We start from the raw sequence: 25,341 nt of genomic DNA on the forward strand, positions 1-25,341 counted from the left end.
CGGCTAGGTCCGGCGATGGCGGCGGGCCAGGCTGAAGATCAGGCTTGCCAGGCCGACGAAAAAAGCGATCTTCACCAGGATCAGCAACGGCCAGAACATGCCCGAGGCGATCGAGGCGACCAGCGCGACGATCAGGATCACCGGGACGAACGGCGGGGGACCGTGCCGCCCCCGCCGCCTGGCCTCCCAGCGGGCCCGGCGCTCCGCGTCGAAACGCTGGTGCCACTGGGCGGCGTAGTAGTGGTGTCCCCAGGTCGCCAGGTCGCCCCGGAACGGGTAGCCGCCGGGGCCCCGGTGCTCGGCGGGGGCCCGGTACATCGGATGGGCCGGGTCGTCGGGTGCGACCAGGTCGGCCAGCACGCCGCTCAGGTCCCTGGCGGTGCGGGCGTGCAGCGTGGTCTCCAGCCGCTCGTCGAGCTCCTCCCGGGTGATCCGGCCCTGCGCGAACGCCTCGTGCAGGGCGCGGGTCACCTCGTCGCGCTCCCGGTCGCCGATCCGGAGTTCGCCTCTGGTCGTGAACCGCTCGTCGGTCATCGGGTCACTCCTCGCCGGGGTCGCCGTCGGCCAGGACCTGGTAGAGCTTGCGGCGAGTCTCCGCCAGGATCTGCTTGGCCTGCCGGAGCTGGCCGTCGGTGCCCGTCTGGGCGATCTGGAACAGGGCGGAGGCGGCCTGCCGGGACAGGTCGAACAGCTCGTGCACGTTGTCGCCGAAGTCCGGGGTCATGTCCTCCCAGGGGGCGCGCACCTCGTCGTCGTGGTCGGCGATGTAGGCCCGGCCCGCCTCGGTGAGGTGGAAGACCTTGCGGCCGTCGGACTCGTCGGCGCGGACCAGGCCCTCGTCGGTGAGCTGCTGGAGCGCCGGGTAGACCGCGCCCGGGCTGGGCTTCCAGCCGCCCTGGCTGCGCTCGGCGATCTCCTGGATGATCTGGTAACCGTTCCGCGGTTCCTCCGCGAGCAGAGCCAGGATGGCCGCCCGCACGTCCCCGCGCTTGGCCTTCCGGGCCCGCCCGAAGCCGCCCCGGCCGCCGAACGGGAACCCACCGGGACCGAAAGGACCCCCAGGCCCGAATCCGCCCCAGCCGTGCCGGTGCCCCCGGTGCCGGTGCTCCTGCGGGCCACCTTCCCGGTGCCGTTCCCCGCCTTCCTGCCAGGCCGCCGCCATCATGCGCGCCGCCTCCTTCATGTGCCGCCGGATCTCCCGGTGAATCTCGTGCGGGTGGGACCAGGCCCCACCCATGCTGTGCGTGGAAGTCATGAGGTTCCCCCATCTATCGACGATCACTCTCGATGCTTCTACGATATATCGTTAGTGTTCTCATGGACAAGGTGACGCACATCACTAAATTTCGTGGAAAAGCCGGGAACAGTCCCCGAGACCTGTCCGTTATCCCCTTCAGACGGAGTTGTTCTGCTCTGAGAGGGCTGGGGGGTGCTCTTGGAGCGGAACAGCTCCGTATCTCTTTTTTAGCCGTCGAGACCGAGACCGGCTTCTCTTGCTCGGACTATGGCCTGGGCGCGGTCGGCGACCTGGAGTTTCGCGAAGATGGCGGAGACGTGGTTGCGGACCGTCTTGTCGGAGAGGAAGAGGCGGCGGGCGATCTCCGGGTTGGAGCGGCCGGCGGCGATCAGGTCGAGGACCTCGCGTTCGCGGTCGGTGAGCGCCGGGAACGGGCGGCCGGCGCGGGCGCCGCGACGGTCGGCGGCGAGCACGTCCAGGACCCGGCCCGCCACGTCGGCGCCGAAGACCGCGTCACCGGCGGCCACCGCGCGCACCGCGCTCATGATCCGCTCCCCGGAAGCCCCTTTGACCAGGTAGCCCCGCGCCCCGGCCCGGGTCGCCGCCAGCACGGACTCGTCGTCGTCGAACATGGTGAGCACCAGCACCCGGCACTCCGGCGCCAGCCTCCTGGTCGCCTCCACCCCGTTCACCCCGGGCATGTGCAGGTCCATCAGCACCACGTCAGGACGCAGCTCGGCGGCCAGCCGGAGGGCAGCGTCGCCGTCGGCCGCCTCGCCGACCACCTCCACGTCCCCCTCCTCGGCCAGCACGCCGACCAGCCCCCTCCGATACACCGGGTGGTCGTCGGCGACCAGCACCCGGATCACGGGGTCACCGCCATCGCCAGCGGCAGCGTGGTCCGCACCGTGACCCCCGCGCCCTCCCGGAAGATGATCACGCAACTCCCGCCGAGTTCCTCGGCCCGCTCCCGCATCGACCCGAGACCGACCCCGGGCGACCCGGCAAGACGCCCCTCCCCGTCGTCGGCCACGGTGAGCAGCAGCGTGCCCTCTCCCAGTTCCACGATCACCTCACAGGTCAGGGCCTTGGCATGCCGGGCCGCGTTGGTCATCGCCTCGGAGGCGATCCGGTAGGCCGCCACCTCCACGGCGGCGGGCAACACCGGCAGGTGCGCCGGGGCCGTCACCCGTACCGTGAACGGGCCCGCCGAGAGCAGGTCGGCGTGCCGGGCCAGCGCGGCGACCAGCCCGATCTCGTCCAGCGCGGCCGGCCGCAGGCCCGCCACCACCCGCCGGATGTGCTCCACCGACTCCGCGCTCTCCGCCCGCAGGCTCGCCAGCAGCGCGGTCGCCGAACATCCCTCCCGGGAGGCCACCCGGCCCGCCGTCTCCAGGCCGAGGGTGATTCCGGCCAGCGCCGGGCCGAGACCGTCGTGCAGGTCGCGGCGGAGCCGCCGCCGCTCCTCCTCCCGGGCGGTCACGATACGTTCCCGGGACCGGCGCAGCTCCCTGGTCACCCGCACGCCGTGCGCGGCCACCCCCGCCTGCCGCGCGAAGGCGGCCAGAATCCGGCGGTCGGCCGCGCCCAGCGTGCGCTCACCCGCCCGGGGCGCCACCACCAGCTCCCCGATGCGCTCCCCGGCGTGCGCCAGCGGGAAGCGCGCCACCTCGCCGCCCGGCTCCCCGGACGCGCACGCGGGCTCCCCGCTCTCCAGCACCACCGCCGCGTACGGCAGACGCAGCGTCTGCCGTACGGTCTCCACCACGGCGGGAAGCACGGCGTCGGCGTCGATGGCCTGCTCCAGGCGGTCACCCAGGGTGGTGAGCACGTCCAGCGGGTCGCGTTCGCCATAGAGCAACCGGTCCACGGCGCGCTGCACCCGCCCCCGGCCGGCCGCCAGGGCCAGCGCGGCCACCGCGGCCACCAGGGCGGGGCCGACGCTGGTGGCCACCCCGAGCAGGGCCGCCGCCCCGAGGTAGGCGGCCAGCGCGCCCCCGGTGAGCAGCGCGTACACCAGCGCCCGGGAGAGCGCCACCTCGATGTCGAACAGGTGGTGCCGGACGATGCCCACGCCGATCGCGGCGAACGCCAGCACGTGGCAGAGGAAGCCCACCAGGTCGGGCAGGTCGCTGAAGGCGACCGGCAGGGTGATCGCCAGCGCGGCCACGAACCAGGCGTGCTGGCCGCGTTCGGCCGCCGGGGCGCGGCGCAGCCGCAGCGCGATGTCGGCCACCGCCGCCAGGCCGATCAGCAGCGTCAGCAGCATCGCCGCCTCGGCCGCCGCGACCTGCGTGTCGTCGGGGAAGGGCAGGTCGAGCGGGTTGCTCGCCTCCGGGAAGACGTCGTCGACCACGTACTCGGTGGTGACCATCGCCAGCAGCGCGACGGCCGAGGACGCGAGCGCGATCCGGGCCGGCCAGCGCCAGTGCGGTGAGCGCAACCGGCCGGCCGGGTAGAGCAGCGGCACGCCGGCCACCATGAACAGGAACGCCGGACCCCAGAGCACGCCCGCCCCCAGGGCCGCCCAGTCGGCGCCCGGCAGCCCGGGGTGGGTACGCAGGGCGAGCTCGGCGTACTCGTCGCAGCCGGCGCAGAGCGCGGCGAACAGTCCCGCGACGGTGAACAGCGGCCCGAGGCGGTTGACCGGCTGGGCCCGCCGGATCAGCAGGCCGAGCGCGCTGAAGGCCAGGCCGGCGAGCCAGGTGTTGGCCTGGTTCCCGGCCAGGAAGTGGGCCAGATCGGAGCCGTTGACCCAGGCCAGCACCAGCGTGGCCAGGGTGAGCAGCACGGACACCCCGCCCGTCGCGGCCAGAACCGCGAACGGGCGGGGTGCGGACGTTCCGCGCCCGGACGCCGTGTGCTCCGACGCCGGGCGCTCGGACGCCGTTTGCTCGGACGCCGGACGTTCGGACGCCGGGCGCTCGGACGTTCTGGGATCGCTCATCGTGGGCTCATTGTGCGGCCTGGCGCGGCGCCCGAACATAACCCCGGAGGACGGCCACCGCCAGCACGGCCGCCCAGAGGACCCCGATCGCGTGCCCGGCGATCGGCTGGTCGATCACCATGTCGGTGACCACGAACGCCACCACCAGCACCGGCACCACCCTGGGCAGGTACGGCGACCGCCACATGGCCGCCGCCAGCACCAGCACCCCGAGCAGCGCGCCGCCCAGGAACATGGCCATGCCGACCACGCCCGGAATGCCGATCTCCTCCAGCTGGAGCACCTTCAGCCCCGCGGCGGGGTCGCCCCCGATGGCCAGCGCGTACCCGGCCAGTTCGACCCCGTGCACCATGCCCAGCCCCGCCATCGAGGCGGCGAGCAGCCCGAAGGCCGTCCAGGCCAGGATCCGGGAACGTTCCGCGGTCAGCCGGGCCAGCGCCACGAACCCGCCGATGAGCAGCGGGATGGCCAGCATGCCGATCGCCATCGACACCCCGATCCGGCTGGGATTGGCCGTCCAGTACGCCACCCGCGCGGCCGGGCTGTCACTGGACGGTTCGATCAGGAACTCCGCGAACTGGCAGACCGCCCCGGCCGGCGGCAGCACGGCCACCGCCCAGCGGGAGACCGGGGGAGCGGGGGTAACGGTCTCGACGACCACGGCCGACATGACGACTCCTCTCGAATCGAACCGCGAGTCCGAACCGCGCATCGACCGCGTATCGGACAGAGCATCGAACTGCGAGTCCGAACTGCGCATCGACCGCGCGTCGGACAGAGCATCGAACTGCGAGGAGTCTGCGCCGCCCGTTGTCCCAGTTACCCGGGAGCTGTGTCACGTCCTTCACCCGGGACACCCACGGGTGGCGACAAAACAGGAAATGTCAGGACTGTCGGTGTGGTAACCCGGGAATGTCAGTCGCTTGCCGTACCATCACGGGCTGTGATTGACGCATGATGGGGCACTCGCACGCGCTGAGCGGCGCTCTGGTCTGGCTTGGGATCGCTCCAGCGCTGGCCGCGCTGCCTTCCGCCGTCTCGCCGGAACTGGCCGGGGTGGTCGGGTCGGTGCTGACGCCGTCGGAGCTGGTGGCAGGGGCGCTGATCTGCGCCGGAGCGGCCATGCTGCCCGATCTGGACCACCCGAGCGCGACCATCGCGCAGACCTTCGGGCCGGTCACCTGGGCGCTGAGCAAGGCGGTCAACTGGGTCAGCGGCGGGCACCGGAACGCGACCCATTCGCTGCTGTTCGCGGTGGTCATGGGGTTCGGGGCGCACTTCCTCGCGGAGAACTATCCGATCGCCAAGGATGTTCTGGTGGTGTTGTCCATCGGGCTGGCGATCCGCGCGATCGGCATCGGCGTGCCCGGGAAGAGGCTCGCGTCGGCGATGGTCAACGTCGCGCTCACCGCCGGGCTGTTCGCGACCTTCCTGACCCTCGGGGTGCAGTATGCCTGGCTCGGGCTGGCCATCGGCATCGGGTGTTTCGTGCACGTGGTGGGGGACTGCCTGACCGAGCGCGGGTGCCCGGTGCTCTGGCCGATCCCGGGCAAGTGGCTCCTGCCGTACGACATCGGGTTCAAGACCGGGAAGAAGTTCGAGCTCAACATCCTGGCGCCGGTGCTCTCGGTGGCCGTGGTCGCCCTGCTGTTCTTACGGCTGATGCCCGCCTGATATCTTGATGTCGAGACATCCTCGGAGCCACGGGCAGACCTGACCGGCCATCCCGGCCGGTGCGCGAGGATGAAGGTAGAACGAGAAACCTTCACTGGGGAGGCGAGACTCCGATGTCCGCGAACAGCATCGTGTCCGCGAACAGCTTCGGCAGCCGTGACACGCTGCGGGTCGGCGACGCGTCGTACGAGATCTACCGGCTGGCCGCCGTCGAGGGGTCACAGCGCCTCCCGTACAGCCTGAAGATCCTGCTGGAGAACCTGCTCCGCACCGAGGACGGGGCGAAAATCACCGCCGAGCACATCACCGCGCTCGGCCAGTGGGACCCGAACGCCACGCCCAGCGTGGAGATCCAGTTCACCCCGGCCCGCGTGATCATGCAGGACTTCACCGGTGTGCCGTGCGTGGTCGACCTGGCCACCATGCGGGAGGCCGTGCGCGACCTGGGCGGCGACCCGGCGAAGATCAACCCGCTGGCCCCCGCCGAGATGGTCATCGACCACTCGGTGATCGTCGACTACTTCGGCTCCCCCGACGCCTTCGCCCGCAACGTCGACCGGGAGTACGAGCGCAACCGCGAGCGCTACCAGTTCCTGCGCTGGGGCCAGACCGCCTTCGACGAGTTCAAGGTGGTCCCGCCCGGCACCGGCATCGTGCACCAGGTGAACATCGAGCACCTGGCCCGGGTGGTGATGATCCGCGACGGCAAGGCCTACCCCGACACCTGCGTGGGCACCGACTCGCACACCACCATGGAGAACGGCATCGGCGTGCTCGGCTGGGGCGTCGGCGGCATCGAGGCCGAGGCCGCCATGCTCGGCCAGCCGATCTCCATGCTGATCCCGCGGGTGGTCGGCTTCAAGCTGACCGGGCGGCTGCCCGCCGGGGCCACCGCCACCGACCTGGTGCTGACCATCACCGAGATGCTCCGCAAGCACGGCGTGGTCGGCAAGTTCGTGGAGTTCTACGGCGAGGGCGTGGCGAGCGTGCCGCTGGCCAACCGGGCCACCATCGGCAACATGAGCCCCGAGTTCGGCTCCACCTGCGCCATCTTCCCCATCGACGGCCAGACCATCGACTACCTCACGCTCACCGGCCGCTCCGCCGAGCAGGTCGCCCTGGTCGAGGCGTACGCCAAGGAGCAGGGCCTCTGGCTGGACCCGTCCGGCCCCGAGCCGGTCTTCTCCGAGTACCTGGAGCTGGACCTGGGCACCGTGGTGCCCTCCATCGCCGGGCCCAAGCGCCCGCAGGACCGGATCGCGCTCACCGACGCCAAGCGCGCCTGGCGGGCGGCCGTCCGCGACTTCGCCCCCGCCGACCTCGGCCCGGTGGACGAGGCGTCCGATGAGTCCTTCCCGGCCTCCGACTCCCCGGCCATCTCGCACGACGGCGCGGCCGACGCCCCGCACGCCCCCGCCCTGGACGGCGGGCGCCCGCACCGGCGGGTCCCGGTCACCCTGGCCGACGGCACCTCCTTCGAGATCGACCACGGCGTGGTCACCATCGCCGCCATCACCTCCTGCACCAACACCTCCAATCCGTACGTGATGCTCGGCGCCGCCCTGCTGGCCCGCAACGCGGTGGAGAAGGGCCTGACCCGCAAGCCGTGGGTGAAGACCTCGCTGGCCCCCGGCTCCCAGGTGGTCACCGGCTACTTCGAGCGCTCCGGGCTCCAGCCGTACCTGGACAAGATCGGCTTCAACCTGGTCGGTTACGGCTGCACCACCTGCATCGGCAACTCGGGACCGCTGCCTGAGGAGATCTCCGCCGCCATCCAGGAGAACGACCTGGCGGTCACCGCCGTGCTCTCCGGCAACCGTAACTTCGAGGGCCGCATCAACCCCGACGTCAAGATGAACTACCTGGCCTCCCCGCCGCTGGTGGTGGCGTACGCGCTGGCCGGGTCGATGGACGTCGACCTGAACAACGAGCCGCTGGGCACGGGCGCCGACGGGCAGGACGTCTACCTGAAGGACATCTGGCCGGAGCCGGAGGAGGTCGCCCAGGTGGTCGCCGACTCCATCGGCCAGGACATGTTCCTGCGCGACTACGCCGACGTGTTCAAGGGCGACGAGAACTGGCAGTCGCTGCCCATCCCGACCGGCAACACCTTCGAGTGGGACCCCTCCTCCACGTACGTGCGGAAGGCCCCCTACTTCGACGGCATGCCCGCCAAGCCGGAGCCGGTCACCGACATCGCCGGCGCCCGGGTGCTGGCCAAGCTGGGCGACTCGGTCACCACCGACCACATCTCCCCGGCCGGGTCGATCAAGGTGGGCACCCCGGCCGCCGACTACCTGCGGGCCAACGGCGTGGAGGTCAGGGACTTCAACTCCTACGGCTCCCGGCGCGGCAACCACGAGGTGATGATCCGCGGCACCTTCGCCAACATCCGCCTCCGCAACCTGCTGCTGGACGGCGTGGAGGGCGGCTACACCCGCGACTTCACCGTCGAGGGCGGGCCGCAGGCGTTCATCTACGACGCCTCGCAGCACTACCAGGCCGCAGGCGTCCCGCTGGTGGTGCTGGCCGGTAAGGAGTACGGTTCCGGCTCCTCGCGCGACTGGGCCGCCAAGGGCACCGCGCTGCTCGGCGTGCGCGCCGTGATCGCCGAGTCCTACGAGCGCATCCACCGTTCCAACCTGATCGGCATGGGTGTGCTCCCGCTCCAGTTCCCGGAGGGCGAGTCGGCCGCCTCGCTCGGCCTGACCGGGGAGGAGACCTTCGGCATCACCGGCGTGACCGCGCTCAACGAGGGCGACACCCCGGCCACGGTCACGGTCACCGCGGACGGCAAGAGCTTCGAGGCCGTGGTCCGCATCGACACCCCCGGCGAGGCCGACTACTACCGGCACGGCGGCATCATGCAGTACGTGCTGCGTTCCCTGCTCGCCAAGAGCTGAACAACCTCGGAAAACCGCCCGCCGGGACGTCCCGGCGGGCGGTTTTCTGTTTCCCGGAGGGGAAAACGGGGAGGGGCCGGCGGGTGACGGGGGCGTTTCTTCATTGTTACCGCGGACAACAAACGTTACCGTCCTGTGTCTACCTCCCCTCACCCTCCGGGCGTACGTTGTCTCAAACAACATTCACCAATCCGGTGATGAGCTCCCACCCCCCATAGACCCCCAGCCAGAGAAAGGACCCACGCATCATGCGCAAGGGGATTCTCAGCATCGCCGCGGTCGCGGCACTTTCCCTCGGCCTCACCGCGTGCGGGGGCGACAGCGGTGACACGGGCGCCTCCAGCAGCGCCGCACCCGCCGAGTCGTCCGCCGCTGCCAAGCCTGGCAAGATCGGTGTCATCCTCCCGGACAGCAAGTCGTCCGCCCGCTGGGAGACCGCCGACCGCAAGTACCTGGAAGAGGCGTTCAAGGCCGCCGGGGTCGAGTACGACATCCAGAACGCGCAGGGCGACAAGACCGCCTTCCAGACCATCGCCGACCAGATGATGACCAGCGGCGTCACCGTGCTGGCCATCGTCAACCTGGACTCCGGCACCGGCAAGGCGGTCCTGGACAAGGCCAAGGCGCAGGGCATCGCGACCATCGACTACGACCGGCTGACCCTCGGCGGCAACGCCGACTACTACGTCAGCTTCGACAACACCGCGGTCGGCAAGCTGCAGGGCGAGGGCCTGGTCAAGTGCCTCACTGACCTGAAGGCGGACAAGCCCGTGGTGGCCGAGCTGCACGGCTCGCCGACCGACAACAACGCCACCCTCTTCAAGGAGGGCTACGAGAGCGTGCTCAAGCCGAAGTACGACTCCGGCGAGTACATCGCGGGCCCGGCCGACGCCGTTCCTGACTGGGACAACGCCCAGGCCGGCACCATCTTCGAGCAGCAGCTCACCAAGGAGCCGAAGATCGCCGGTGTGCTGGCCGCCAACGACGGTCTCGGCAACGCCGCCATCTCGGTGCTCAAGAAGAACAAGCTCAACGGCAAGGTCCCGGTGACCGGCCAGGACGCCACCGTGCAGGGCCTGCAGAACATCCTCGCCGGTGACCAGTGCATGACGGTCTACAAGGCGGTCAAGCAGGAGGCCGACGCCACGGCGGCGCTGGCCATCGGGCTCGCCCAGGGCCAGAAGCCCCCGGCCAGCGGCACCGTGAAGGACACCGAGACCGGCGCGGACGTCCCCGCCGTGCTCCTGGTCCCCAAGGCCATCTTCTTCGACAGCGTCAAGGACGTCGTGGCGGATGGCTTCGTCAGCAAGGACGAGCTCTGCACCGCTGACTTCGCCGAGAAGTGCACCGAGGCCGGAATCAGCTAGTTTCATTCCGATTGGTACGGCTTGCGCCAGCTCCCTTCCGGCGCAAGCCGTACCCCTTGTGGAAACCAGGAGAGGTAATCGTGTCCCAGGCACCCGTCCTGGAACTGCGCGGAATCGACAAGAGCTTCGGCCCCGTGCAGGTCCTTCACGACGTCGCCTTTTCGGTGTATCCCGGAGAGGTGACCGCGCTTGTCGGCGACAACGGCGCCGGTAAGTCCACGCTGGTGAAGTGCATCGGCGGAATCCACCCGATCGACTCGGGGGAGTACTTCTTCGAGGGCGAGAAGGTCCACGTCAGCGGGCCCAGGGACGCCGCCGCCATGGGCGTCGAGATCGTCTACCAGGACCTCGCGCTCTGCGACAACCTCGACATCGTGCAGAACATGTTCCTCGGCCGGGAGCGCAGGAGCGGCCTGGTGCTGGACGAGGCCACCATGGAGGAGATGGCCGCCAAGACCCTGTCGGGCCTGTCGGTCCGCACCGTCAAGTCGCTCCGCCAGCACGTGTCCAGCCTCTCCGGCGGCCAGCGCCAGACCGTCGCCATCGCCAAGGCCGTGCTCTGGAACAGCAAGGTCGTCATCCTGGACGAGCCCACCGCCGCGCTCGGCGTGGCGCAGACCGCCCAGGTGCTGGAGCTGGTCCGGCGGCTGGCCGACAACGGCCTGGCCGTTGTGCTCATCTCGCACAACATGAATGATGTCTTCGCCGTGTCCGACCGGATCGCGGCGCTCTACCTCGGCCGGATGGCCGCCCAGGTCAAGACCACCGAGGTCACCCACTCCCAGATCGTGGAACTCATCACGGCGGGGCGCAGCGGGGAGCTCGGCCTGCCGACCGGCAACGGAGCAAGCGCATGACGACGACAACCGGCCCGGTGCGCACCGCCACCGCGCCCCCCATCAGTTCCCAGGTCAGGGACTACTTCGAGCGGGTGCGCGGGGGCGACCTCGGCGCGCTGCCCGCGGTCATCGGGCTGGTCGTCCTCTGCGTGGTCTTCGCGTCGCTGAGCCCCTCCTTCCTGTCGCCGATCAACTTCGCCAACCTGTTCACCCAGGGCGCCGGCGTCACCGTGATCGCGATGGGCCTGGTCTTCGTGCTGCTGCTGGGCGAGATCGACCTGTCCGCCGGGTTCGCCAGCGGCGTCTGCGCGGCGGTGATGGCCGTGCTGCTCACCAACGAGGGCTGGCCCTGGTACCTGTCGGTGCTGGCCGCCATGCTCACCGGCGTGGTCATCGGCCTGGCGCTCGGCTCGCTGGTGGCCAAGCTGGGCATCCCCTCCTTCGTGGTCACCCTCGCCGCCTTCCTGGCCTTCCAGGGCGTGGCGCTGATCCTGCTGGACGAGGGCACCAACATCTCGATCCGCGACGAGACCATCCTGGCCATCGCCAACGGCAACCTCTCGCCGCTGCTCGGCTGGCTGCTGGCGGTCATCGGCGTGGTGGTTTACGCCGGACTCCAGCTGATCCAGGCCCACCGGCGCGCCGCCCGCGGCCTGGTGGCCGACTCGCTGGCGGTCATCGCGGTCCGGGTCGGCGCGCTCGCCGTGCTCTCCGGCCTGGCCGTGTACGTGCTCAACCTGGAGCGCAGCCGCAACCCGGCGATCATCTCGCTCACCGGGGTGCCGATCGTGGTGCCGCTGATCGTGGCGCTGCTCATCCTGTGGACCTTCGTGCTCCGCCGTACCGCGTACGGGCGGCACGTCTACGCGGTCGGCGGCAACGCCGAGGCGGCCCGCCGGGCCGGTATCAACGTGGACAGGATCCGTATCTCAGCCTTCGTGATCTGCTCGTTCATGGCCTCCATCGGCGGCATCGTGGCGGCCTCCCGGGCCAACTCGGTGGACCCCAACACCGGCGGCAGCACCGTGCTGCTGTTCGCGGTCGGCGCGGCCGTGATCGGCGGCACCAGCCTGTTCGGCGGCAAGGGCCGGGTGCTGGACGCCATCCTCGGCGGCGCGGTGGTCGCGGTGGTCATCAACGGCATGGGCCTGATGGGCTACAGCGCCAGCGTCAAGTACGTGGTGACCGGCGCGGTGCTGCTGCTGTCCGCGGGCGTGGACGCGCTGTCCCGTAAGCGGGCATCCGCCTCCGGCCGCCGATAGGCCGTCGATAGGGTGAGTGCGACACCCGAACCACCGGTGGACCCTCCCAAGGCACACCCCCCGAAGGCACCAGAGGCAGAACGAATGTTGCGCGCCGGTCCCTCCCAGGAGGAGATCCGCCGACACAACCTGGGCACGCTGCTCCGGCACGTGCATCTGGGGGGCCCGACCTCCCGCGCGGAGCTGACCAACCGGATGGGGCTCAACCGGAGCACCATCATGGCGCTCACGGCCGACCTCACCGCGGCCGGCCTGGTCCGCGAGGAGCTGCCTCGGGACACCGGCCGCGCCGGTCGCCCGTCCCTGGTGGTCCGGCCCGAGTCCGCCCGGGTCTACGTGCTCGCCTTCGACGTGGGCGTGGACCGGGTGGTGGCGGCCAGGATCGGGCTCGGCGGGGTGATCCTGGACCGGCGCGAGACGGTCCGGCCGCGCGGCCGGTTCGACATGGCCGAGGTGGTCGGCATCCTGGCCGGCTTCGCCGCCCAGATGCAGCGGAAGGTCCACTCCGACACGGTCTGCGTCGGCGCCGCCGCGGCCGTCTGCGGCGCGGTCCGCAAATCGGACGGGGTGGTCCGGTTCGGCCCCAACATCGGCCTGCGGGACGCGCCCTTCGGTGAGGCCCTGTCCGCCGAGCTCGCCCTGGGCCTGCCGGTCGCGGTCGGCAACGACGCCAACCTGGGTGCCCTGGCCGAGCACACCCGGGGCCTCGGGGTGGGCTGCCGCGACCTGATCTACCTGCACGGGGACGTCGGCATCGGCGGCGGCATCATCGTCAACAACCAACTGCTCGGCGGGGCCGCCGGGTACGGCGGCGAAGTCGGTCACACCGTGGTCAACCCGGGCGGTCAGCCGTGCGGCTGCGGCGCCCGCGGCTGCCTGGAGGCCGAGGTCGGCGAGCGCGCCCTGCTGGAGCACGCGGGCCGGTTCGCCGCCGAGCGCGGCAGGGACGGCATCCGCCTGGTGGTGGAGGCCGCCGACAAGGGCGACATCATCGCCCAGGACGCGCTGCACCGGGTGGGGGACTGGCTCGGCTACGGGGTGGCCAACCTGGTCAACATCTTCAACCCCGAGGTGGTGATCTTCGGCGGCACCCTCCGGGAGATCTACCTCGGCTCCGCCGCCCAGGTCCGCAGCCGCCTCAACACCTGCGCGCTCTCCGCCTCCCGCGAGGCGCTGCGCCTGCGCACCTCGGCGCTGGGCGACGACGCCACCATCGTGGGGGCCGCCGAGCTGGCCTTCACCCAGGTGCTCGCCGACCCTCTGGAGGTCCTGGCCGCCCGGCTGAGCGGCTAGGACCGCTCCCTCCGGAAACGATCAGAGCGGAGCGGCACACCTTGCGGGGAAAACGGAGATCGTCGGGCGGATCAGGTAAGCCCTGACCCGCCCGTGTCCGACTATGCCGTCAGGCGACCCGGGCGTTGCTCACCACCCAGGTGTTGCAGGCGGCGGGGGAGCCCGACTGGAACCCGCGCTCCAGCCAGAACACCTGGTTGCGGCCCTTGCCGTGCAGGGCGTCGTCGGCGTTCTTGACCGCCCAGTTGTTGATGTGCTCCCACTCCTCGAAGTCCACCGGCAGCGAGTCCTGGGCCCCGCTCAGGAACACCCCGGCGAAGCACTCGGCCTGCTGCTCCACCCGGTGGCTGAGCAGGTTCTTCGCCGTCTTGGTGCGGGCCCTGTAGGCCAGGTTGTAGTACGGCGTGAGCATCCCGGACCGCTGCTGCACGTGGTGCGCGATCTCGTGCGCCATGGTCTTGGCCAGCACCAGCGGGAACGGCTGCTTGATCTGCTCGGACGTCAACAGGATGTAGATGGTCTGGTTGTGCGGGCAGTAGTGCCCCCAGTAGGTCTTGGTGAGCCGCCCGCAGGGCGTCTTGGGGCCGGAGGTCCTGATAACGATCTTCGGCACCCGGTAGGTCCAGCCCACCGCCTTGAACTTGCGGGCCCACATCTGGTTGACACAGCGGTAGACCTGCAGCATGTAGGTCTTGGCGGCTGCCGCGCTGCCCGCCCGGGGCTCGGTCGGGGAGCAGTCGATGGTGCCCACCGAGCCGGAGCGGTAGATCTTGTTCTTGGTCAGGACAGTGGGGAATCCCGCCTGCGCGCTCACGACGGCCCCTGCGGTGGGGGCCGCGGCCACCTGGGCGGTGCTTGCCTGCGCGGAGACCGGCAGGGCTAAGGCGGCGCTCAAGCCGAGCGTGACAGCCAGGAGAACGAGACGTGCGATAAGGGGGGTTCGCATGGTTCAGAGACCTTATTGCAGGTCCTATTTACACGTAAAGTTGAGGAAGTTACTGAGGTGTCAGAAGTGTCCGGCTCAGGACTGGAACAGGTACCGGTCCACATGCCGCCGGATCGGCTGCCCGAGCCCGGCGAGCAGCTCGCCCGCGCGCCCGTCACCGGCGGCCTGGATGATCGAGGCCACGATCGGCGGGGGCACCAGCCGCAGCACGTCACAGGCGTCCTCGACGGGCATCGCGCCGATCACCGGCCCGGCCCCGCGGTCGCCGGCCAGGGCCGTGACGATCTCCCCGGCGGCCCTGCGGTCGACCTGCCGCAGGATGCGGGCCGCCTCCGGCGCGGGCAGCAGGGCCAGCAGCGCCGCCGCCGGGCGGTCGGTGGCGTAACTCAGCCCCCTGGCGGCCCGGACCGGCGACAATATCGACAGCACCTCGGCCGCCCGGTCCGGCTCCTCAGCCAGCACGTCCAGCACCCGTCCGGCCGACTTGGCCGGCAGCCGGGCCAGCAGCGGGCCCGCCCGGTTCGGCGTCAGGGCCAGCAGCACCCCGCCGGCCACCCGGGGGGCGGCCGCGACCAGCAGCTCCCTGGCGGCCTCCACCGGCAGCCGGTCCACCAGCGCGGCGGCGGCCTCCCTGCTCATCCCGGCGATCACCTGGGCGGCCTCGGCGGGCCGCAGACTGGCCAGATCCACCCGGACAGTGACACCCGGGGGCGGCGTGCTCACCTTCGGCGGGGGGTTCTCACGCGGGGTCTCCCGGGGCCTGGGGGTCTCTCGGGGTGGCCGGCTGGGTGCAGGATCGGTGATCGCGCGGAGTTCGGCCGCCAGGTCCCGGGCGTTCAGGCGGCGGGCCGGATCCTTGACCAGCAGCCGGGCGATCGTGCCCGCCAGCGGCCCCGGCGGCAGCGCGGGCGGTACGTCCTTCAGGATGGCCATCATCGTGGCGGGCCCGTTGTCGTTCCGCCGGAACGGCGAGTACCCCGCCACCATGGTGTAGAGCGTCACCCCGAGCGCCCACAGATCCGAGGCCGGACCGGGCTCATGGCCCTCCAGCCGCTCCGGCGCCAGCAGCTCCAGGGTCCCGATGAACATGTTGGTCGAGGTCAGCTTGTTCTCGCCGATGATGTGCGCGATCCCGAAGTCGAGCAGGAAGACCTTGCCGGTGTCGGTGACCATGATGTTGGCCGGCTTCACGTCCCGGTGCAGCACGTCGGCCCGGTGCGCGGCGTCCAGCGCGCCCAGCACCCCCAGCGCGATCGAGGCCAGCTCCCGGTCCCCTGGCCGCCGCCCGTCGTCCAGCAGGTCCTGGAGCGAGTCCCCCTCGATGTACGCCATGACGATGCAGGGGTGGCCGTCCTCCAGGAACATGTCGAAGATCTCGACGATCGACGGGTGCTTGATCCGGCCCAGCACGTCGGCCTCCCGCAACGCGCGCGCCCGCCGTACGGTCAGGTCCTCCGCGGTGTGCTCGGGGCGGAGGATCTTGAGCGCCACCCTGCGCTCCAGCACCAGGTCGTCGGCCAGCCAGACGATGCCCATCCCGCCCCGCCCGAGCGGGGTCAGCGGCCGGTACCGGCCGCCGCCCACCGGCGGACCGTGCTCTTTGAAGATCATGAATGTGCGCTCAGGCTTTCGAGGGGATCAGTCTTTGGGGAACAACTCGAACCCGCTGGTACGGTCCTCCACGGGGATCGAGGCCCGGTCGAGCTGGCGGTCGTCCCGCATCGCGCGCAGCGCCTCGTCGTCCACCGACCGGTACCCCTGGGTGACGTCCGCGGGCTCCGGCCGCGCGTCCACCGCCGTGGACCGCTCGACCGCCGCGGGCTCCTCGATCACGTTGGGGCGTTCGACCATCGTGGGGCGTTCGACCATCGTGGGGCGCTGCGCCGGAATGGGACCGCTGGGCGGGCCGGACGGCGCCGTCCGGCCGGTGGGTTCCGCGGCGTCCGGCAGGTTCCAGAGCTCCCAGATGGTGGACCCGCCGGCGCCGGTCGTCCCCGGCCGCCCGGCGAAGCTCTGCTTGGCGTCCCGGAGCTCCCGCTGCTCGGCCAGCGCCAGGATCCTCTCGTAGTTGCCCGGCCGCATCATCAGCTTGACCGTCACCGGCAGGCATTCGATCAGCAGGAAGAGCAGGAAGAGCAGGATGTGCGCGGTGCGCATGGTGAAGTCCTGGCCGGAGACGTCGTTGAGCGCCTGGAGCCGGAGCAACAGGCCGCCCTCGGCCCGGGTCTCGGCGTCGGCCAGGCGTTGCAGGTCGGCCTGCCTGGCGACAGCCGCGTCCAGTTCGGCCTGGACCTTGGGCAGGTCGGCCCTGGCCTGGGTGACCCGGGTCTCCTTGTTGGCCTCCCCGGTGCGGACCAGTTCGTCCCTGCGGTTCTTGATCTCCCGGTTGAGCTGGTCCACCCGGTTCTGCGCCGTCCGGTAGGCCTTCTCACTGGCCTGGGCGAGCGGGCCGTCCCCCTTCTTGGTGCAGCCGGCGCCGCCGTACAGCTGGCACTGCCATTCCTTGTAGTGCTTGTCGGCCAGCGCCTGCTGGTCCTTGACCTGTTTGGTGAGGGCCTTGACGGTCTGGTCGGTGGCCGGGTCCAGCGGCACGTCGCCGTTGGAGAGGATCACGCTGTTGAGGTTCTCGACCTGCTTGCGGAGGGCGCTGACCTCCTGGCCGATGGTGTCCTGCTGCTGCCGCCGGGCGAACTCGTTGGCGGTGTCCTGCTTGATCTGCACGATCCGGGCCTCGATCTCCCGGTCGAAGATCTGGAGCACCAGCGGCGTGGAGATCACCAGGCCGAGCAGGACCGCCATCAGGATGCGGGGGAGCGCGATGACCCACTTGCGCGCCGCGTCCGCGCGCATGGTGCTGACCAGCCACCGGTCCAGGCTGAGGATGGCCGCCCCCCAGGCCAGGCTGACCGGAATGGCCAGGAAAAGGGGAACGCCCAGCGCGCTCCAAAGCGCGAAAGTCATCGAAACGGACGCGAGCACACCGGTGGTGAGCACCGCGCCGCCGATTCCCTCAAATTTGCCCTGCTCGGTCTTGCAGTGCTCGAGGACTTCGGGACGGGCCCCGGACAGGGCGACTAGGACCCTTTTAATCCCATCCATTACAGAGTGTCCGTTCTGGTTGCTCAGCCGCATCCCGACCGGTTCCTTTATCGTTATGGATTTCCCGAAAGCTGAGGCATCGTATCATGATGGAAAAACGTAGTATGTAGCCGATCATCGTCAGCTATTACAGTCATTGTAGATATTCGCTCGGGGGAGCGCGTCCAACCTGGTTCGGCTTTTCGTGTTGTTGCGGGTGGGGCTTGAGGCAATCTATTTCACGAAATGGGCGATTTGTAACCAAAGCTAGTCGGTGGGTGCTTTGACCGGTTCTGGGGAGGATCTGTTACGCAAAGCGCTCTCCGAATCGATCAGGGCGATGGCGGCCACCGGGCCGCTGACCGTGGCGGAGGTCGCCGCCGACGGCATCGCCAGGTTCCAGCTGAGCCTGGACGGGGCGGGCACCCCACGGTGCTGGGTCCAGCCGATCCAGTCCTGGCACGAACTGATCGGCGAGCGGTGGGGTGAGCCGGCCGGGCCCGACGACCAGGAGGCCGTCCGGGACGCGGTGCTGCGCGCCGCCGGGGTGCTCACCGATGGCACGGTCATCCTGATCTCCTCCTTCTCGCCGACCGTCAACACCGACCAGGCGATGGCCATCCTCCGCACGGCCCGGCCGGACGCGCTCGCCCTCACCGTGCCCGGCGCCCGGGTGGACGAGCTGATCAGCGAAACCATGGCCGAGGAACCCATCACCCGGCTGTACGACCTGGTGGTGCTGAAGACCAAGCCGGACACCGGACGGCTGGAGCTGACCGGGCACCAGCTCTTCCCCAGCGGCGCCAAGCGCGGTGAGCGGACACCGGTCTCCTTCCAGGTCGCCACCACCGACCGGCGCGGCGTCGCCTTCGCGGTGGTGGCCTGGCAGGGCCGTCATCCGCAGCTGGTCTCGGTGCACCGCGTCCGGCTCCCCCCTGGCCGTCACGAGGCCACCGCCGAGCTGCGCGCGCCCGGTCTGGTGCGCTTCCACGGCCTGCCCGGTCTGGTGGCCGACGAACGCGACTGGGCGGATCTGGTCGCCTCGATTCCGGAATCCCTCCAGGAGGCGCCGGCCGCCGTCCACCTGATCTGCGCCATCGAGATCTGCGGCCACTCCGACCAGGTCAGAACCCGGATCGATCAGGCGGGTCAGATGGTGGACAAGGTGGCCGCCTCGTTGCCCGGGCGGCTCAAGGTCTCGCTGGTGACGTACGCGGCGCACTCCTACGACTTCCAGGTCAAGGAGGAGGGGGTGCTGATCCCGGCCTGGAAGGTCGCCCCCGGCCAGGCGCGGGAGGAGCTGGTGGGGCTCGACCGGGCCGGCCCGGCACCCTGGGGCTACCCCGACGGCGCCCAGCTGGAGGACATGCTCGCGGCGGTCCTCGCGCGGCTCGGCCCCGAGCGGGACGAGGACACCGTGCTGCTGATCATCGGCGGGCGCAACCCGCATCCGCCGGCGGCCAGCTCGCACATCCTGCCCTGCCCCAACCAGCACGACTGGGAGCAGCTGGTCCGGCGGTTCGAGCGGCGGAGGGGGGCCAGGCTGGGGGTGATCCACGACCGTCCGCCCGAGCAGGCCGGCCGGGAGTGGACCCGGCTGGGGCGGGCCGCCATGGCCCACCTGGACTTCGTCGACTTCCCGGCGCTCCGCGCCGGCCTGGGCCTGTCCGCCCGGGACCAGGCCGTCAACTTCCCGCTCATCGACTGACCGACCCGATCCGACCGACTGGAGCGACACGGAGATGTCCAATCCGACGTTCGAACGTCCCGAGCACAGCATTGCCATGTGGGGCGCCCCGGGCTCGGGCAAGACCACCATGCTGGCCGCACTCAGTCTCGCCCTCATCGAGAGGGACGGTCCCTGGAAACTGGTCGGCGCCGACGCCAACGCCACCAGCGTGCTCCTGGAGAAGTCCGCGGCCCTGGACCGCCAGGAGTTCCCGCTGGCCACCATCGACATCGAGAAGTTCCGCTGGCTGCTGGTCGGCAGTTCGCCACAGCAGGACCGGCGTTTCGGCGGCTGGCGCGGGCGGTCCCGGGACACCCGCGCGCCCAAGATCGGCCTGAACATGATCGATCCCCCCGGTCAGGTCTACGCGGGCGGGGCGGCCCAGCACGCCTCGCTGCTGCAGAGCCTTGAGGAGAGTCGCGGGATCATCTACCTCTTCGACCCGACGCAGGAGTACATCGCGGGGGACGCCTTCGACTACCTGCACGGCGCCTTGCTCCAGTTGGCCAGCCAGATGCTCGCCAAAGAGAACGAAACCAGCGGCCGGTTGCCGCACTATCTCGCCGTCTGTATCACCAAATTTGATGATCTGAGGGTCTTGAAGACGGCGACCAAGCTCAACGTCCTGACCCAGGATCCGAGTGACCCTCACGAATTTCCCACCGTGGAAGACGCGGACGCGCCAACACTCTTCCGCGAGCTCTGTGAGATTTCCGCCAGGGGGAGCGCCCGCCGGGTGCTGAACGCCCTGGAACGCTTTTTCCATAAGGACCGCCTGAAGTTCTTCGTCACCTCGTCGATCGGCTTTTATCTCAAGCCCGGTACGGCCGTCTTCGATCCGCGCGATTTCCAGAACATGGTTCGGCTCTCTCCGGAAGCCGGGCGGGATCAGGACAGCGAGAAAGGCGCGCAATACCGGATTCGCGGCCAGGCCCGGCCCATCAACGTCTGCGAGCCGGTCATCTGGCTCGCCGAACGGCTGCTCGCCGAACGGCAAGAGGCCAGGAGCGGGCGATGAACGGACACGTGCGGCTCCAGGTCGAGTGGGCGGTCGAGGGCAAGACCCCCGGCAGCAACAAGGACTACGGCCTGCTCGCCTGTAGCCGCGGTGGCCTCACCCCGCACGACTTCACCGAGATCCGGAGCCGGTACGTCACCGGCACACCCAAGGAGCTCCCGCAGATCACCATCGGCTGGGTGGGCGGCAAGGAGTACACCCGGCTGCTGCTGATCATCCGCCGCTGGTCCGACCAGGCCGACAGCTTCGGACGCCGGATCGCCCAGACGCACTACTTCAGCGTGCTCTACTCCGACCTGGCCGAGCAGCGCATCTCCTACGAGGGACTGTACGCCGCGCTCGACGCGGAACTCGACGCCGAACGCCTGGTGATCGACCTGGCCAATCCGGAGAGCTGCGACCCGCTGGACATCCACGTGCCGGTCCTGGACCCCGGCACCCTCGCCAAGCGGGTCAACGACGCCGCGATCCGGGTCGCCGCCACCCTCCTCAGCAACCGGCAGCTCGTCGTGGTCGGCGCGGAAAGCCTCCCCCCGCTGCAGCGGCTCCGCTTCCTGGACGTGGTGACCGCGCTCCTCCCGTACGGCCTGCGGACCAAACTGAGCGCCTCCACCTGGACCTCGGGCATCACCGACCACGGCATCAGGCTCTCCTTCGCCAGCACCGTGCCCCCCAAGGCCCAGCAGGTCACCTGGGGCGATCCGGTGACCGTTCCGTACGAGGGCAAGGCGTACTACGAGCTGCTCATCGAGCACGGCGACCGGCTCACGGACGTGGTGGCCTGGCTGGCCCGCGACTCGGAGTTGCGCAGCTTCTCGTCGGACACCGCGCGGGGGGCGGTGGGCCTGCTCGCGGGGTTCGGGGTCGCCCTGACGACCGGGACCTACGACCCGTGGGCGGGTGGACTCCACACCCCGGGCGCCATCGGGGACGCGCTGCGGCAGTGCGACGAGCTGGTCAGGAACCAGGACATCGAGAGTCTCTCCCGCGTCCTCGGCCATCTGGAGCTGGCCGTCGCCGACCGCAAGGGCAGATTCGACCCCGACGAGCAGGCCCGCTATCGGGAGATCGTCCGGGACTATCGCCTGCTGTCCCCGCGTCCTGGCCTGAAGAACGATGTCTGGGACCGGCTCTGCTCGGTGGTGCTGCGGATCGCGTACGGCTCGGTGCTCACCCTGGAGGGCCTGCTCCATGTCCTCGACCACGTGGACGTGGTGCGGCCGGACCTCATCCAGGCGATGGCCAGGATGGACACCCCCGACCCGTACGTGTGCCTCTATCTGGCCACCCGGCTGGAGGACTACCGGCAGGCCCAGGCGGTGGAACGGCTGTCCGTCGACGAACTGGCCCGGGCGGCGGCGCAGGAGCCCTACGACCATCTCGTGATCGAGGCGGCCCTCGACGGACTCGTCCGCCAGGGACAGCGGCAGCAGGACGGCGCCCTGGCGGCGGCGCTTCAGTCATACGGCCATCTCGTGGTCCCGGTCGTCTTCCACTTCCCGGACGCGGACCAGCGGCTCGCCAAGCTGAGGCGGCTGATCGAGGTGGCGTACGGGTCGAACCGCGACAAGCCCACCTTCGCGAAGATCGTGCCGTTCCCGCCCGCCCCCCAGGACGCCCTGCTGTTCGCCGCCGCCGCCACCTGGTACGGCCAGGGCTGGGGAGCGGCGTTCCTGGACCCGGTGATCCCGTTCCTGAGAGGCTCCGGCGTCTCCAAGAGGGAGATCGACCGGATCGGCAAGGAAATGCTCGTCAAGTCGCAGCGGGCGAAGGAACCGATCCCGGCCGGGCGCCAGATCGAATCCGTCGGGAAACCACCGAGCTTCGGCCAGGAGAACCCCCCATCGAGGCAGCCGTCACCCGAGGAGGTCTACCAGAACCTCCAGCCGGAGAAGAGGTCGAGGAGACGCCTCTTCACGAGGGTCTCGCTGGACGCGGTGGTCACCACGTTGCTGATCGTCCTGGTGGTGGTCTTCCTGGTGGGGGTCGTGATCTGGGTGCTCAGCGTGCTGAGCAAGGGCACGTCGCTGCAGGATCCCGGCGTCGGCTCCCCTCGATCCTTCTCTGCCGTGGCCACCTCCGCGCCCCCTGCCGGCGGAATTCTCCCTCCGAACTAGTGGAATGAGACAGCGATGTCCGACCCGACGCCCGAAAGCTCCGAGCCCGGCGCCGTCGCGCGGCCCGCGCGGGTACGGCTCCACGTCGAATGGGCGGTCGAGGGGAAGGTTCCCGGCAGCAGCGGCGGGTACGGCCTGCTGGCCTGTAGCCGCGGTGGCCTCACCCGCAAGAGCTTCACCGACATCCGGAACCGTTACGTCACCGGCACCCCCAAGGAACTGCCCCAGATCACCATCGGCTGGGCGGGCGGCCGGGAACACACCCGGCTGCTGCTGATCATCCGCCGCTGGTCCGACCAGACCGACCAGTTCGGCCGCAAGATCGCCGCCACGCACTACTTCAGCGTGCCCTACGGCCAGCTGGAGGAGCAGCGCGTGTCGTACGAGGGCCTGTACCACGCGCTCGACGACGCCGACCTGGTGTTCGACGAGGCGGCCCCGGAGCGCGGCGACCCGCTGAAGATCGACGTACCGGTCCTGGACCCCGCCGACCTGGCCGGCCGGGTCGACGACGTGGCCGCGGGGGTGGCCGCCACGCTGCTCTCCGAGGCCCAGGTCTGCCTGGTGGGCGGCGAGTCCCTGACCCCGCTGGAGCGCCTCCGCTTCCTGGACGTGGTGGCCGCCCTCCTCCCGTACGGCATGCGCTCCCGGCTGAGCGCCTCCACCTGGACCTCCGGCACCGCCGACCACGACATCCGGCTCTCCTTCACCAGCACGGTGCCCGCCGCGGCCCACCAGGTGGCCTGGGGGAGCGAGGTGGCGGTGCCGCAGGATGGGCAGGCGTACTACGAGAAGCTGGTCGAGTACCGGGACCACCTGCCCGAGGTGGTCACCTTGCTGGCGGCCGACCTCGAACTGCGCGGTTTCACCCCCGAGGCCCGACGGGCGGCGCTCGTCCGGCTCTCCCGCTTCGGGGTGACCCCCCAAGACCCGGCCGACGAGGGGCAGGTGGCCGTCTTCCACGCGCCGGCCGCGATCGAGGGCGCGCTGCGGGTCTGCGGCGACCATCTGGAGAGCGGGGACCTGACCTGGCTGACCCGCTCGATGGGGTACCTGGAGATGGTCATCGCGGACAGGGAGGGGGAGTTCGGCCCGGAGGAACAGGCCGCCTACCGGGAGATCGTCCAGGCGCGGCGGCTGCTGGCCGGGTCCGCGGAGCTCCACGGCGACCTCCGGGACTCCCTGCGCGGGGTGGTCCTGCGGATCGCCTACGGCCCGGTGCTGACCCGGGAAGGGCTGGCGCACATCGCCGCCCAGCTGGAGAAGATGCCGATCGACCTGCTCTCCGCGCTCACCCGGCTGGAGACCCCCGACCCGTACGTCCGCCTCTATCTGGCCGGACGGCTGGGCGGGCCCCGCCTGCCTGAGCTGGTGCGCAGGCTCGGTGTCGACGATCTGGTGCGGGCGGCGGCGGAGAAGCCGTATGACCGGTACGTGGTGGAGACGGCGCTGGACGAGCTGGACCAGCGCGGGAGGCGTGACCAGGACGGGAACCTGGCGGCGGCGCTCCAGGAGCACGGTCATCTGACGGAGGCCATCGCCTTCGCCTACCCCCGGGGGGAACGCCGGGTTCGCAGGCTCCGCGAGCTGCTCGTGGCCGCGTACGGCCCCCGCCCCGACCGCATGGCGTTCGCGAAGATCGTGCCGCTCTCCCTCCAGCCGGAGGAGGCGCTGCTGCTGGCCGCGGCGGCCGGGCTGTTCGGCCCTGACTGGGGGGAGGCGTTCCTGAGCGCGAGCGTGCTCCCCGCTCTCCGGGATGCCCGGTACTCGGGCAAGGACGTCGACCGCATCCGCCGGGACCTGCGCATCGATCGGGACGTTCCCGTGGCGACCGACGAGCCGGCGGAGGTCCCGCATCTCCGGGACAGGAGCGTCCCCTCGTCACCTTCGCCGAGGCGGGAGGTCCCGCTGAACGAACTGCCGGTCGCCGGGACGCGGCGCCGGAGCTCCAAAAACCCCCGGAGCTTGGAGCTCTGGTTCTGGGTATTGATCCTTTTCGGCGTTCTGACCATGGTGGCAACCCTGCTGGTGTTTTTTCGCACCCTCTCCGACACCGCCTCCGGCATGGGGCCGAACGGGGATGGCCGGGAACCGGTCGCGACGGACATCGTCACGACCGGCCCGGCCATCGGAGAGGTCAGGTCAGCAGGCGGGCCGGAGCGATGAAGGTGTTGCAGGCCTTGGGGCCGTTGCCGTTCCAGCCGCGCTTCATCCAGTAGTGGATGTTCTTGGTCTTGCCGTGGAGAACGTCGCCGATGGTCATGTCCATCAGGTCCTCGTAGTCGAACTGGTCACGGCCGAGGGAGTGCCAGACGCTGCCGATGAACGCCGAGGCGAAACACTCGGCCTGGAGCTCGACCTGGCGCTGGATGGCGTACTGCTTGGCCTTGCTCGCCTTCTTCTGCATGCGCATGGCCTGCCCGAGGATGCCCGCCCGATGCTGGGCGTAGTGGCCGTACTCGTGGGCGATGACGTTGAACAGGGTGAACTCGGTGGGGTCGGCCAGCTGCCACTTGCTGATGGCCACCCACATCGTCTTGTTGGCGGGGCAGTAGAGCCCGGCCGCGTAGTTGATGGGGTACTTCCCGCACCCGGTGGCCACGCTCTTGGTGATGTAGCGCACCGTCGGCTTGCTGAACGGCAGCCCGGCCTGCTTGAACTCCTCGCCCCAGGACCGGTTGAGGCAGTCGAGCAGGTGATCCAGGTAGATCCGGTAGGTGTCGAGGTTGTCGGGGCGCCGGTCGAGTTCCTTGCACTCGGTCCAGTCGAACTCGCCGGTCTTGTAGAGGGGATTCTTGGTGAGCGCGGCCTTACCCGTGGGGACCGGCGCGGCGTGAGCCGTACCCGGGAGGACGGCGGCACCGATCAAGCCCGCGATCAGTAAAGTCAAAATTCGCACAAAATCAGGAGCGTAGGGGACAAGCCAATCAG

At 70.2% G+C, this 25,341-nt stretch carries 19 protein-coding genes; 10 read left to right on the forward strand and 9 right to left on the reverse strand.

All coding sequences use genetic code 11. The features are described 5' to 3' along the window. Nucleotides 1-3: 3 nt before the first annotated feature. The 5 genes from KIP79_RS25875 to KIP79_RS25895 form a co-directional block, all read right to left on the reverse strand. A complete protein-coding gene (locus KIP79_RS25875; protein WP_214107519.1) occupies nucleotides 4-534 on the reverse strand; it encodes a DUF1707 SHOCT-like domain-containing protein in 531 nt (176 codons plus the stop codon). A 4-nt stretch (nucleotides 535-538) separates the two neighbouring features. Continuing rightward, nucleotides 539-1,255: a PadR family transcriptional regulator gene (locus KIP79_RS25880; RefSeq protein ID WP_214107520.1), complete on the reverse strand. Its 717-nt coding sequence runs from the start codon at nucleotides 1,253-1,255 to the stop codon at nucleotides 539-541. A 209-nt stretch (nucleotides 1,256-1,464) separates the two neighbouring features. Then, the gene (locus tag KIP79_RS25885; protein WP_214107521.1) at nucleotides 1,465-2,106 is read right to left on the reverse strand and encodes a response regulator; all 642 of its coding nucleotides are present in this window, start codon (nucleotides 2,104-2,106) and stop codon (nucleotides 1,465-1,467) included. Next, on the reverse strand, nucleotides 2,103-4,184 hold the full coding sequence (locus KIP79_RS25890; RefSeq protein WP_214107522.1) for a sensor histidine kinase: 2,082 nt from the start codon (nucleotides 4,182-4,184) through the stop codon (nucleotides 2,103-2,105). The genes KIP79_RS25885 and KIP79_RS25890 overlap by 4 nt, the downstream gene beginning before the upstream one ends. Nucleotides 4,185-4,191: 7 nt before the next feature. Then, nucleotides 4,192-4,854: a DUF6796 family protein gene (locus KIP79_RS25895; RefSeq protein ID WP_214107523.1), complete on the reverse strand. Its 663-nt coding sequence runs from the start codon at nucleotides 4,852-4,854 to the stop codon at nucleotides 4,192-4,194. Nucleotides 4,855-5,138: 284 nt separating this feature from the next. Here KIP79_RS25895 and KIP79_RS25900 point away from each other — a divergent pair, with 284 nt between their 5' ends. The 6 genes from KIP79_RS25900 (at nucleotide 5,139) to KIP79_RS25925 (ending at nucleotide 13,522) form a co-directional block, all read left to right on the forward strand. Beyond that, on the forward strand, nucleotides 5,139-5,858 hold the full coding sequence (locus KIP79_RS25900; RefSeq protein WP_214107524.1) for a metal-dependent hydrolase: 720 nt from the start codon (nucleotides 5,139-5,141) through the stop codon (nucleotides 5,856-5,858). Between the two features lie 113 nt (nucleotides 5,859-5,971). After that, nucleotides 5,972-8,761 carry an aconitate hydratase gene (locus KIP79_RS25905; RefSeq protein WP_214107525.1) on the forward strand — a complete coding sequence of 930 codons (2,790 nt, stop codon included), beginning with the start codon at nucleotides 5,972-5,974 and terminating at the stop codon, nucleotides 8,759-8,761. 248 nt (nucleotides 8,762-9,009) lie between these two features. Next, the gene (locus KIP79_RS25910) at nucleotides 9,010-10,128 is read left to right on the forward strand and encodes a sugar ABC transporter substrate-binding protein (protein WP_214107526.1); all 1,119 of its coding nucleotides are present in this window, start codon (nucleotides 9,010-9,012) and stop codon (nucleotides 10,126-10,128) included. A gap of 80 nt (nucleotides 10,129-10,208) precedes the next feature. Then, a complete protein-coding gene (locus tag KIP79_RS25915) occupies nucleotides 10,209-10,985 on the forward strand; it encodes an ATP-binding cassette domain-containing protein (protein WP_214107527.1) in 777 nt (258 codons plus the stop codon). After that, complete coding sequence (locus KIP79_RS25920; protein WP_214107528.1) at nucleotides 10,982-12,229, forward strand: sugar ABC transporter permease; 1,248 nt, start codon at nucleotides 10,982-10,984, stop codon at nucleotides 12,227-12,229. Before KIP79_RS25915 ends, KIP79_RS25920 begins: the two co-directional genes overlap by 4 nt. 84 nt (nucleotides 12,230-12,313) lie before the next feature. After that, entirely contained in the window at nucleotides 12,314-13,522 is a 1,209-nt protein-coding gene (locus KIP79_RS25925; protein ID WP_214107529.1) for an ROK family transcriptional regulator, read from the forward strand. A gap of 109 nt (nucleotides 13,523-13,631) precedes the next feature. On the opposite strand, the gene KIP79_RS25930 is transcribed toward KIP79_RS25925, so the two are convergent. From KIP79_RS25930 to KIP79_RS25940, 3 genes are all read right to left on the reverse strand, one after another. Next, nucleotides 13,632-14,468, reverse strand: coding sequence for a neutral zinc metallopeptidase (locus KIP79_RS25930; RefSeq protein WP_214107530.1), 837 nt, complete (start codon nucleotides 14,466-14,468; stop codon nucleotides 13,632-13,634). Between the two features lie 75 nt (nucleotides 14,469-14,543). Continuing rightward, nucleotides 14,544-16,079, reverse strand: coding sequence for a serine/threonine-protein kinase (locus KIP79_RS25935; RefSeq protein ID WP_214107531.1), 1,536 nt, complete (start codon nucleotides 16,077-16,079; stop codon nucleotides 14,544-14,546). Nucleotides 16,080-16,106: 27 nt separating this feature from the next. Beyond that, the gene (locus KIP79_RS25940; RefSeq protein WP_308169892.1) at nucleotides 16,107-17,600 is read right to left on the reverse strand and encodes a DUF4407 domain-containing protein; all 1,494 of its coding nucleotides are present in this window, start codon (nucleotides 17,598-17,600) and stop codon (nucleotides 16,107-16,109) included. Between the two features lie 229 nt (nucleotides 17,601-17,829). Here KIP79_RS25940 and KIP79_RS25945 point away from each other — a divergent pair, with 229 nt between their 5' ends. From KIP79_RS25945 to KIP79_RS25960, 4 genes are read left to right on the forward strand one after another with little or no spacing between them, the layout of a single operon-like run. Beyond that, the gene (locus KIP79_RS25945) at nucleotides 17,830-19,254 is read left to right on the forward strand and encodes a hypothetical protein (protein ID WP_214107533.1); all 1,425 of its coding nucleotides are present in this window, start codon (nucleotides 17,830-17,832) and stop codon (nucleotides 19,252-19,254) included. Nucleotides 19,255-19,288: 34 nt separating this feature from the next. Continuing rightward, nucleotides 19,289-20,293 carry a hypothetical protein gene (locus KIP79_RS25950; RefSeq protein WP_214107534.1) on the forward strand — a complete coding sequence of 335 codons (1,005 nt, stop codon included), beginning with the start codon at nucleotides 19,289-19,291 and terminating at the stop codon, nucleotides 20,291-20,293. Continuing rightward, nucleotides 20,290-22,410, forward strand: coding sequence for a hypothetical protein (locus KIP79_RS25955; RefSeq protein WP_214107535.1), 2,121 nt, complete (start codon nucleotides 20,290-20,292; stop codon nucleotides 22,408-22,410). Before KIP79_RS25950 ends, KIP79_RS25955 begins: the two co-directional genes overlap by 4 nt. Before the next feature lie 15 nt (nucleotides 22,411-22,425). After that, complete coding sequence (locus KIP79_RS25960; protein ID WP_214107536.1) at nucleotides 22,426-24,576, forward strand: hypothetical protein; 2,151 nt, start codon at nucleotides 22,426-22,428, stop codon at nucleotides 24,574-24,576. Here the strand turns inward: KIP79_RS25960 and KIP79_RS25965 are convergent. Continuing rightward, nucleotides 24,548-25,300: a neutral zinc metallopeptidase gene (locus tag KIP79_RS25965; protein WP_214107537.1), complete on the reverse strand. Its 753-nt coding sequence runs from the start codon at nucleotides 25,298-25,300 to the stop codon at nucleotides 24,548-24,550. The two genes, KIP79_RS25960 and KIP79_RS25965, sit on opposite strands and share 29 nt — an antisense overlap. Between the last annotated feature and the right edge of the window lie 41 nt (nucleotides 25,301-25,341).

This window comes from Acrocarpospora catenulata (genome assembly GCF_018476525.1).
Taxonomy (GTDB): Bacteria; Actinomycetota; Actinomycetes; order Streptosporangiales; family Streptosporangiaceae; genus Acrocarpospora; species Acrocarpospora catenulata.

What these genes read in the sequence shown, in the direction of transcription:
- KIP79_RS25875 (WP_214107519.1), bottom strand. Translation starts at nt 534, where the DNA reads ATGACCGACGAGCGGTTCACGACCAGAGGCGAACTCCGGATCGGCGAC.
- KIP79_RS25880 (WP_214107520.1), bottom strand. Translation starts at nt 1,255, where the DNA reads ATGACTTCCACGCACAGCATGGGTGGGGCCTGGTCCCACCCGCACGAG.
- KIP79_RS25890 (WP_214107522.1), bottom strand. Translation starts at nt 4,184, where the DNA reads ATGAGCGATCCCAGAACGTCCGAGCGCCCGGCGTCCGAACGTCCGGCG.
- KIP79_RS25895 (WP_214107523.1), bottom strand. Translation starts at nt 4,854, where the DNA reads ATGTCGGCCGTGGTCGTCGAGACCGTTACCCCCGCTCCCCCGGTCTCC.
- KIP79_RS25900 (WP_214107524.1), top strand. Translation starts at nt 5,139, where the DNA reads ATGATGGGGCACTCGCACGCGCTGAGCGGCGCTCTGGTCTGGCTTGGG.
- KIP79_RS25905 (WP_214107525.1), top strand. Translation starts at nt 5,972, where the DNA reads ATGTCCGCGAACAGCATCGTGTCCGCGAACAGCTTCGGCAGCCGTGAC.
- KIP79_RS25910 (WP_214107526.1), top strand. Translation starts at nt 9,010, where the DNA reads ATGCGCAAGGGGATTCTCAGCATCGCCGCGGTCGCGGCACTTTCCCTC.
- KIP79_RS25920 (WP_214107528.1), top strand. Translation starts at nt 10,982, where the DNA reads ATGACGACGACAACCGGCCCGGTGCGCACCGCCACCGCGCCCCCCATC.
- KIP79_RS25925 (WP_214107529.1), top strand. Translation starts at nt 12,314, where the DNA reads ATGTTGCGCGCCGGTCCCTCCCAGGAGGAGATCCGCCGACACAACCTG.
- KIP79_RS25930 (WP_214107530.1), bottom strand. Translation starts at nt 14,468, where the DNA reads ATGCGAACCCCCCTTATCGCACGTCTCGTTCTCCTGGCTGTCACGCTC.
- KIP79_RS25935 (WP_214107531.1), bottom strand. Translation starts at nt 16,079, where the DNA reads ATGATCTTCAAAGAGCACGGTCCGCCGGTGGGCGGCGGCCGGTACCGG.
- KIP79_RS25940 (WP_308169892.1), bottom strand. Translation starts at nt 17,600, where the DNA reads ATGCGGCTGAGCAACCAGAACGGACACTCTGTAATGGATGGGATTAAA.
- KIP79_RS25950 (WP_214107534.1), top strand. Translation starts at nt 19,289, where the DNA reads ATGTCCAATCCGACGTTCGAACGTCCCGAGCACAGCATTGCCATGTGG.
- KIP79_RS25955 (WP_214107535.1), top strand. Translation starts at nt 20,290, where the DNA reads ATGAACGGACACGTGCGGCTCCAGGTCGAGTGGGCGGTCGAGGGCAAG.
- KIP79_RS25960 (WP_214107536.1), top strand. Translation starts at nt 22,426, where the DNA reads ATGTCCGACCCGACGCCCGAAAGCTCCGAGCCCGGCGCCGTCGCGCGG.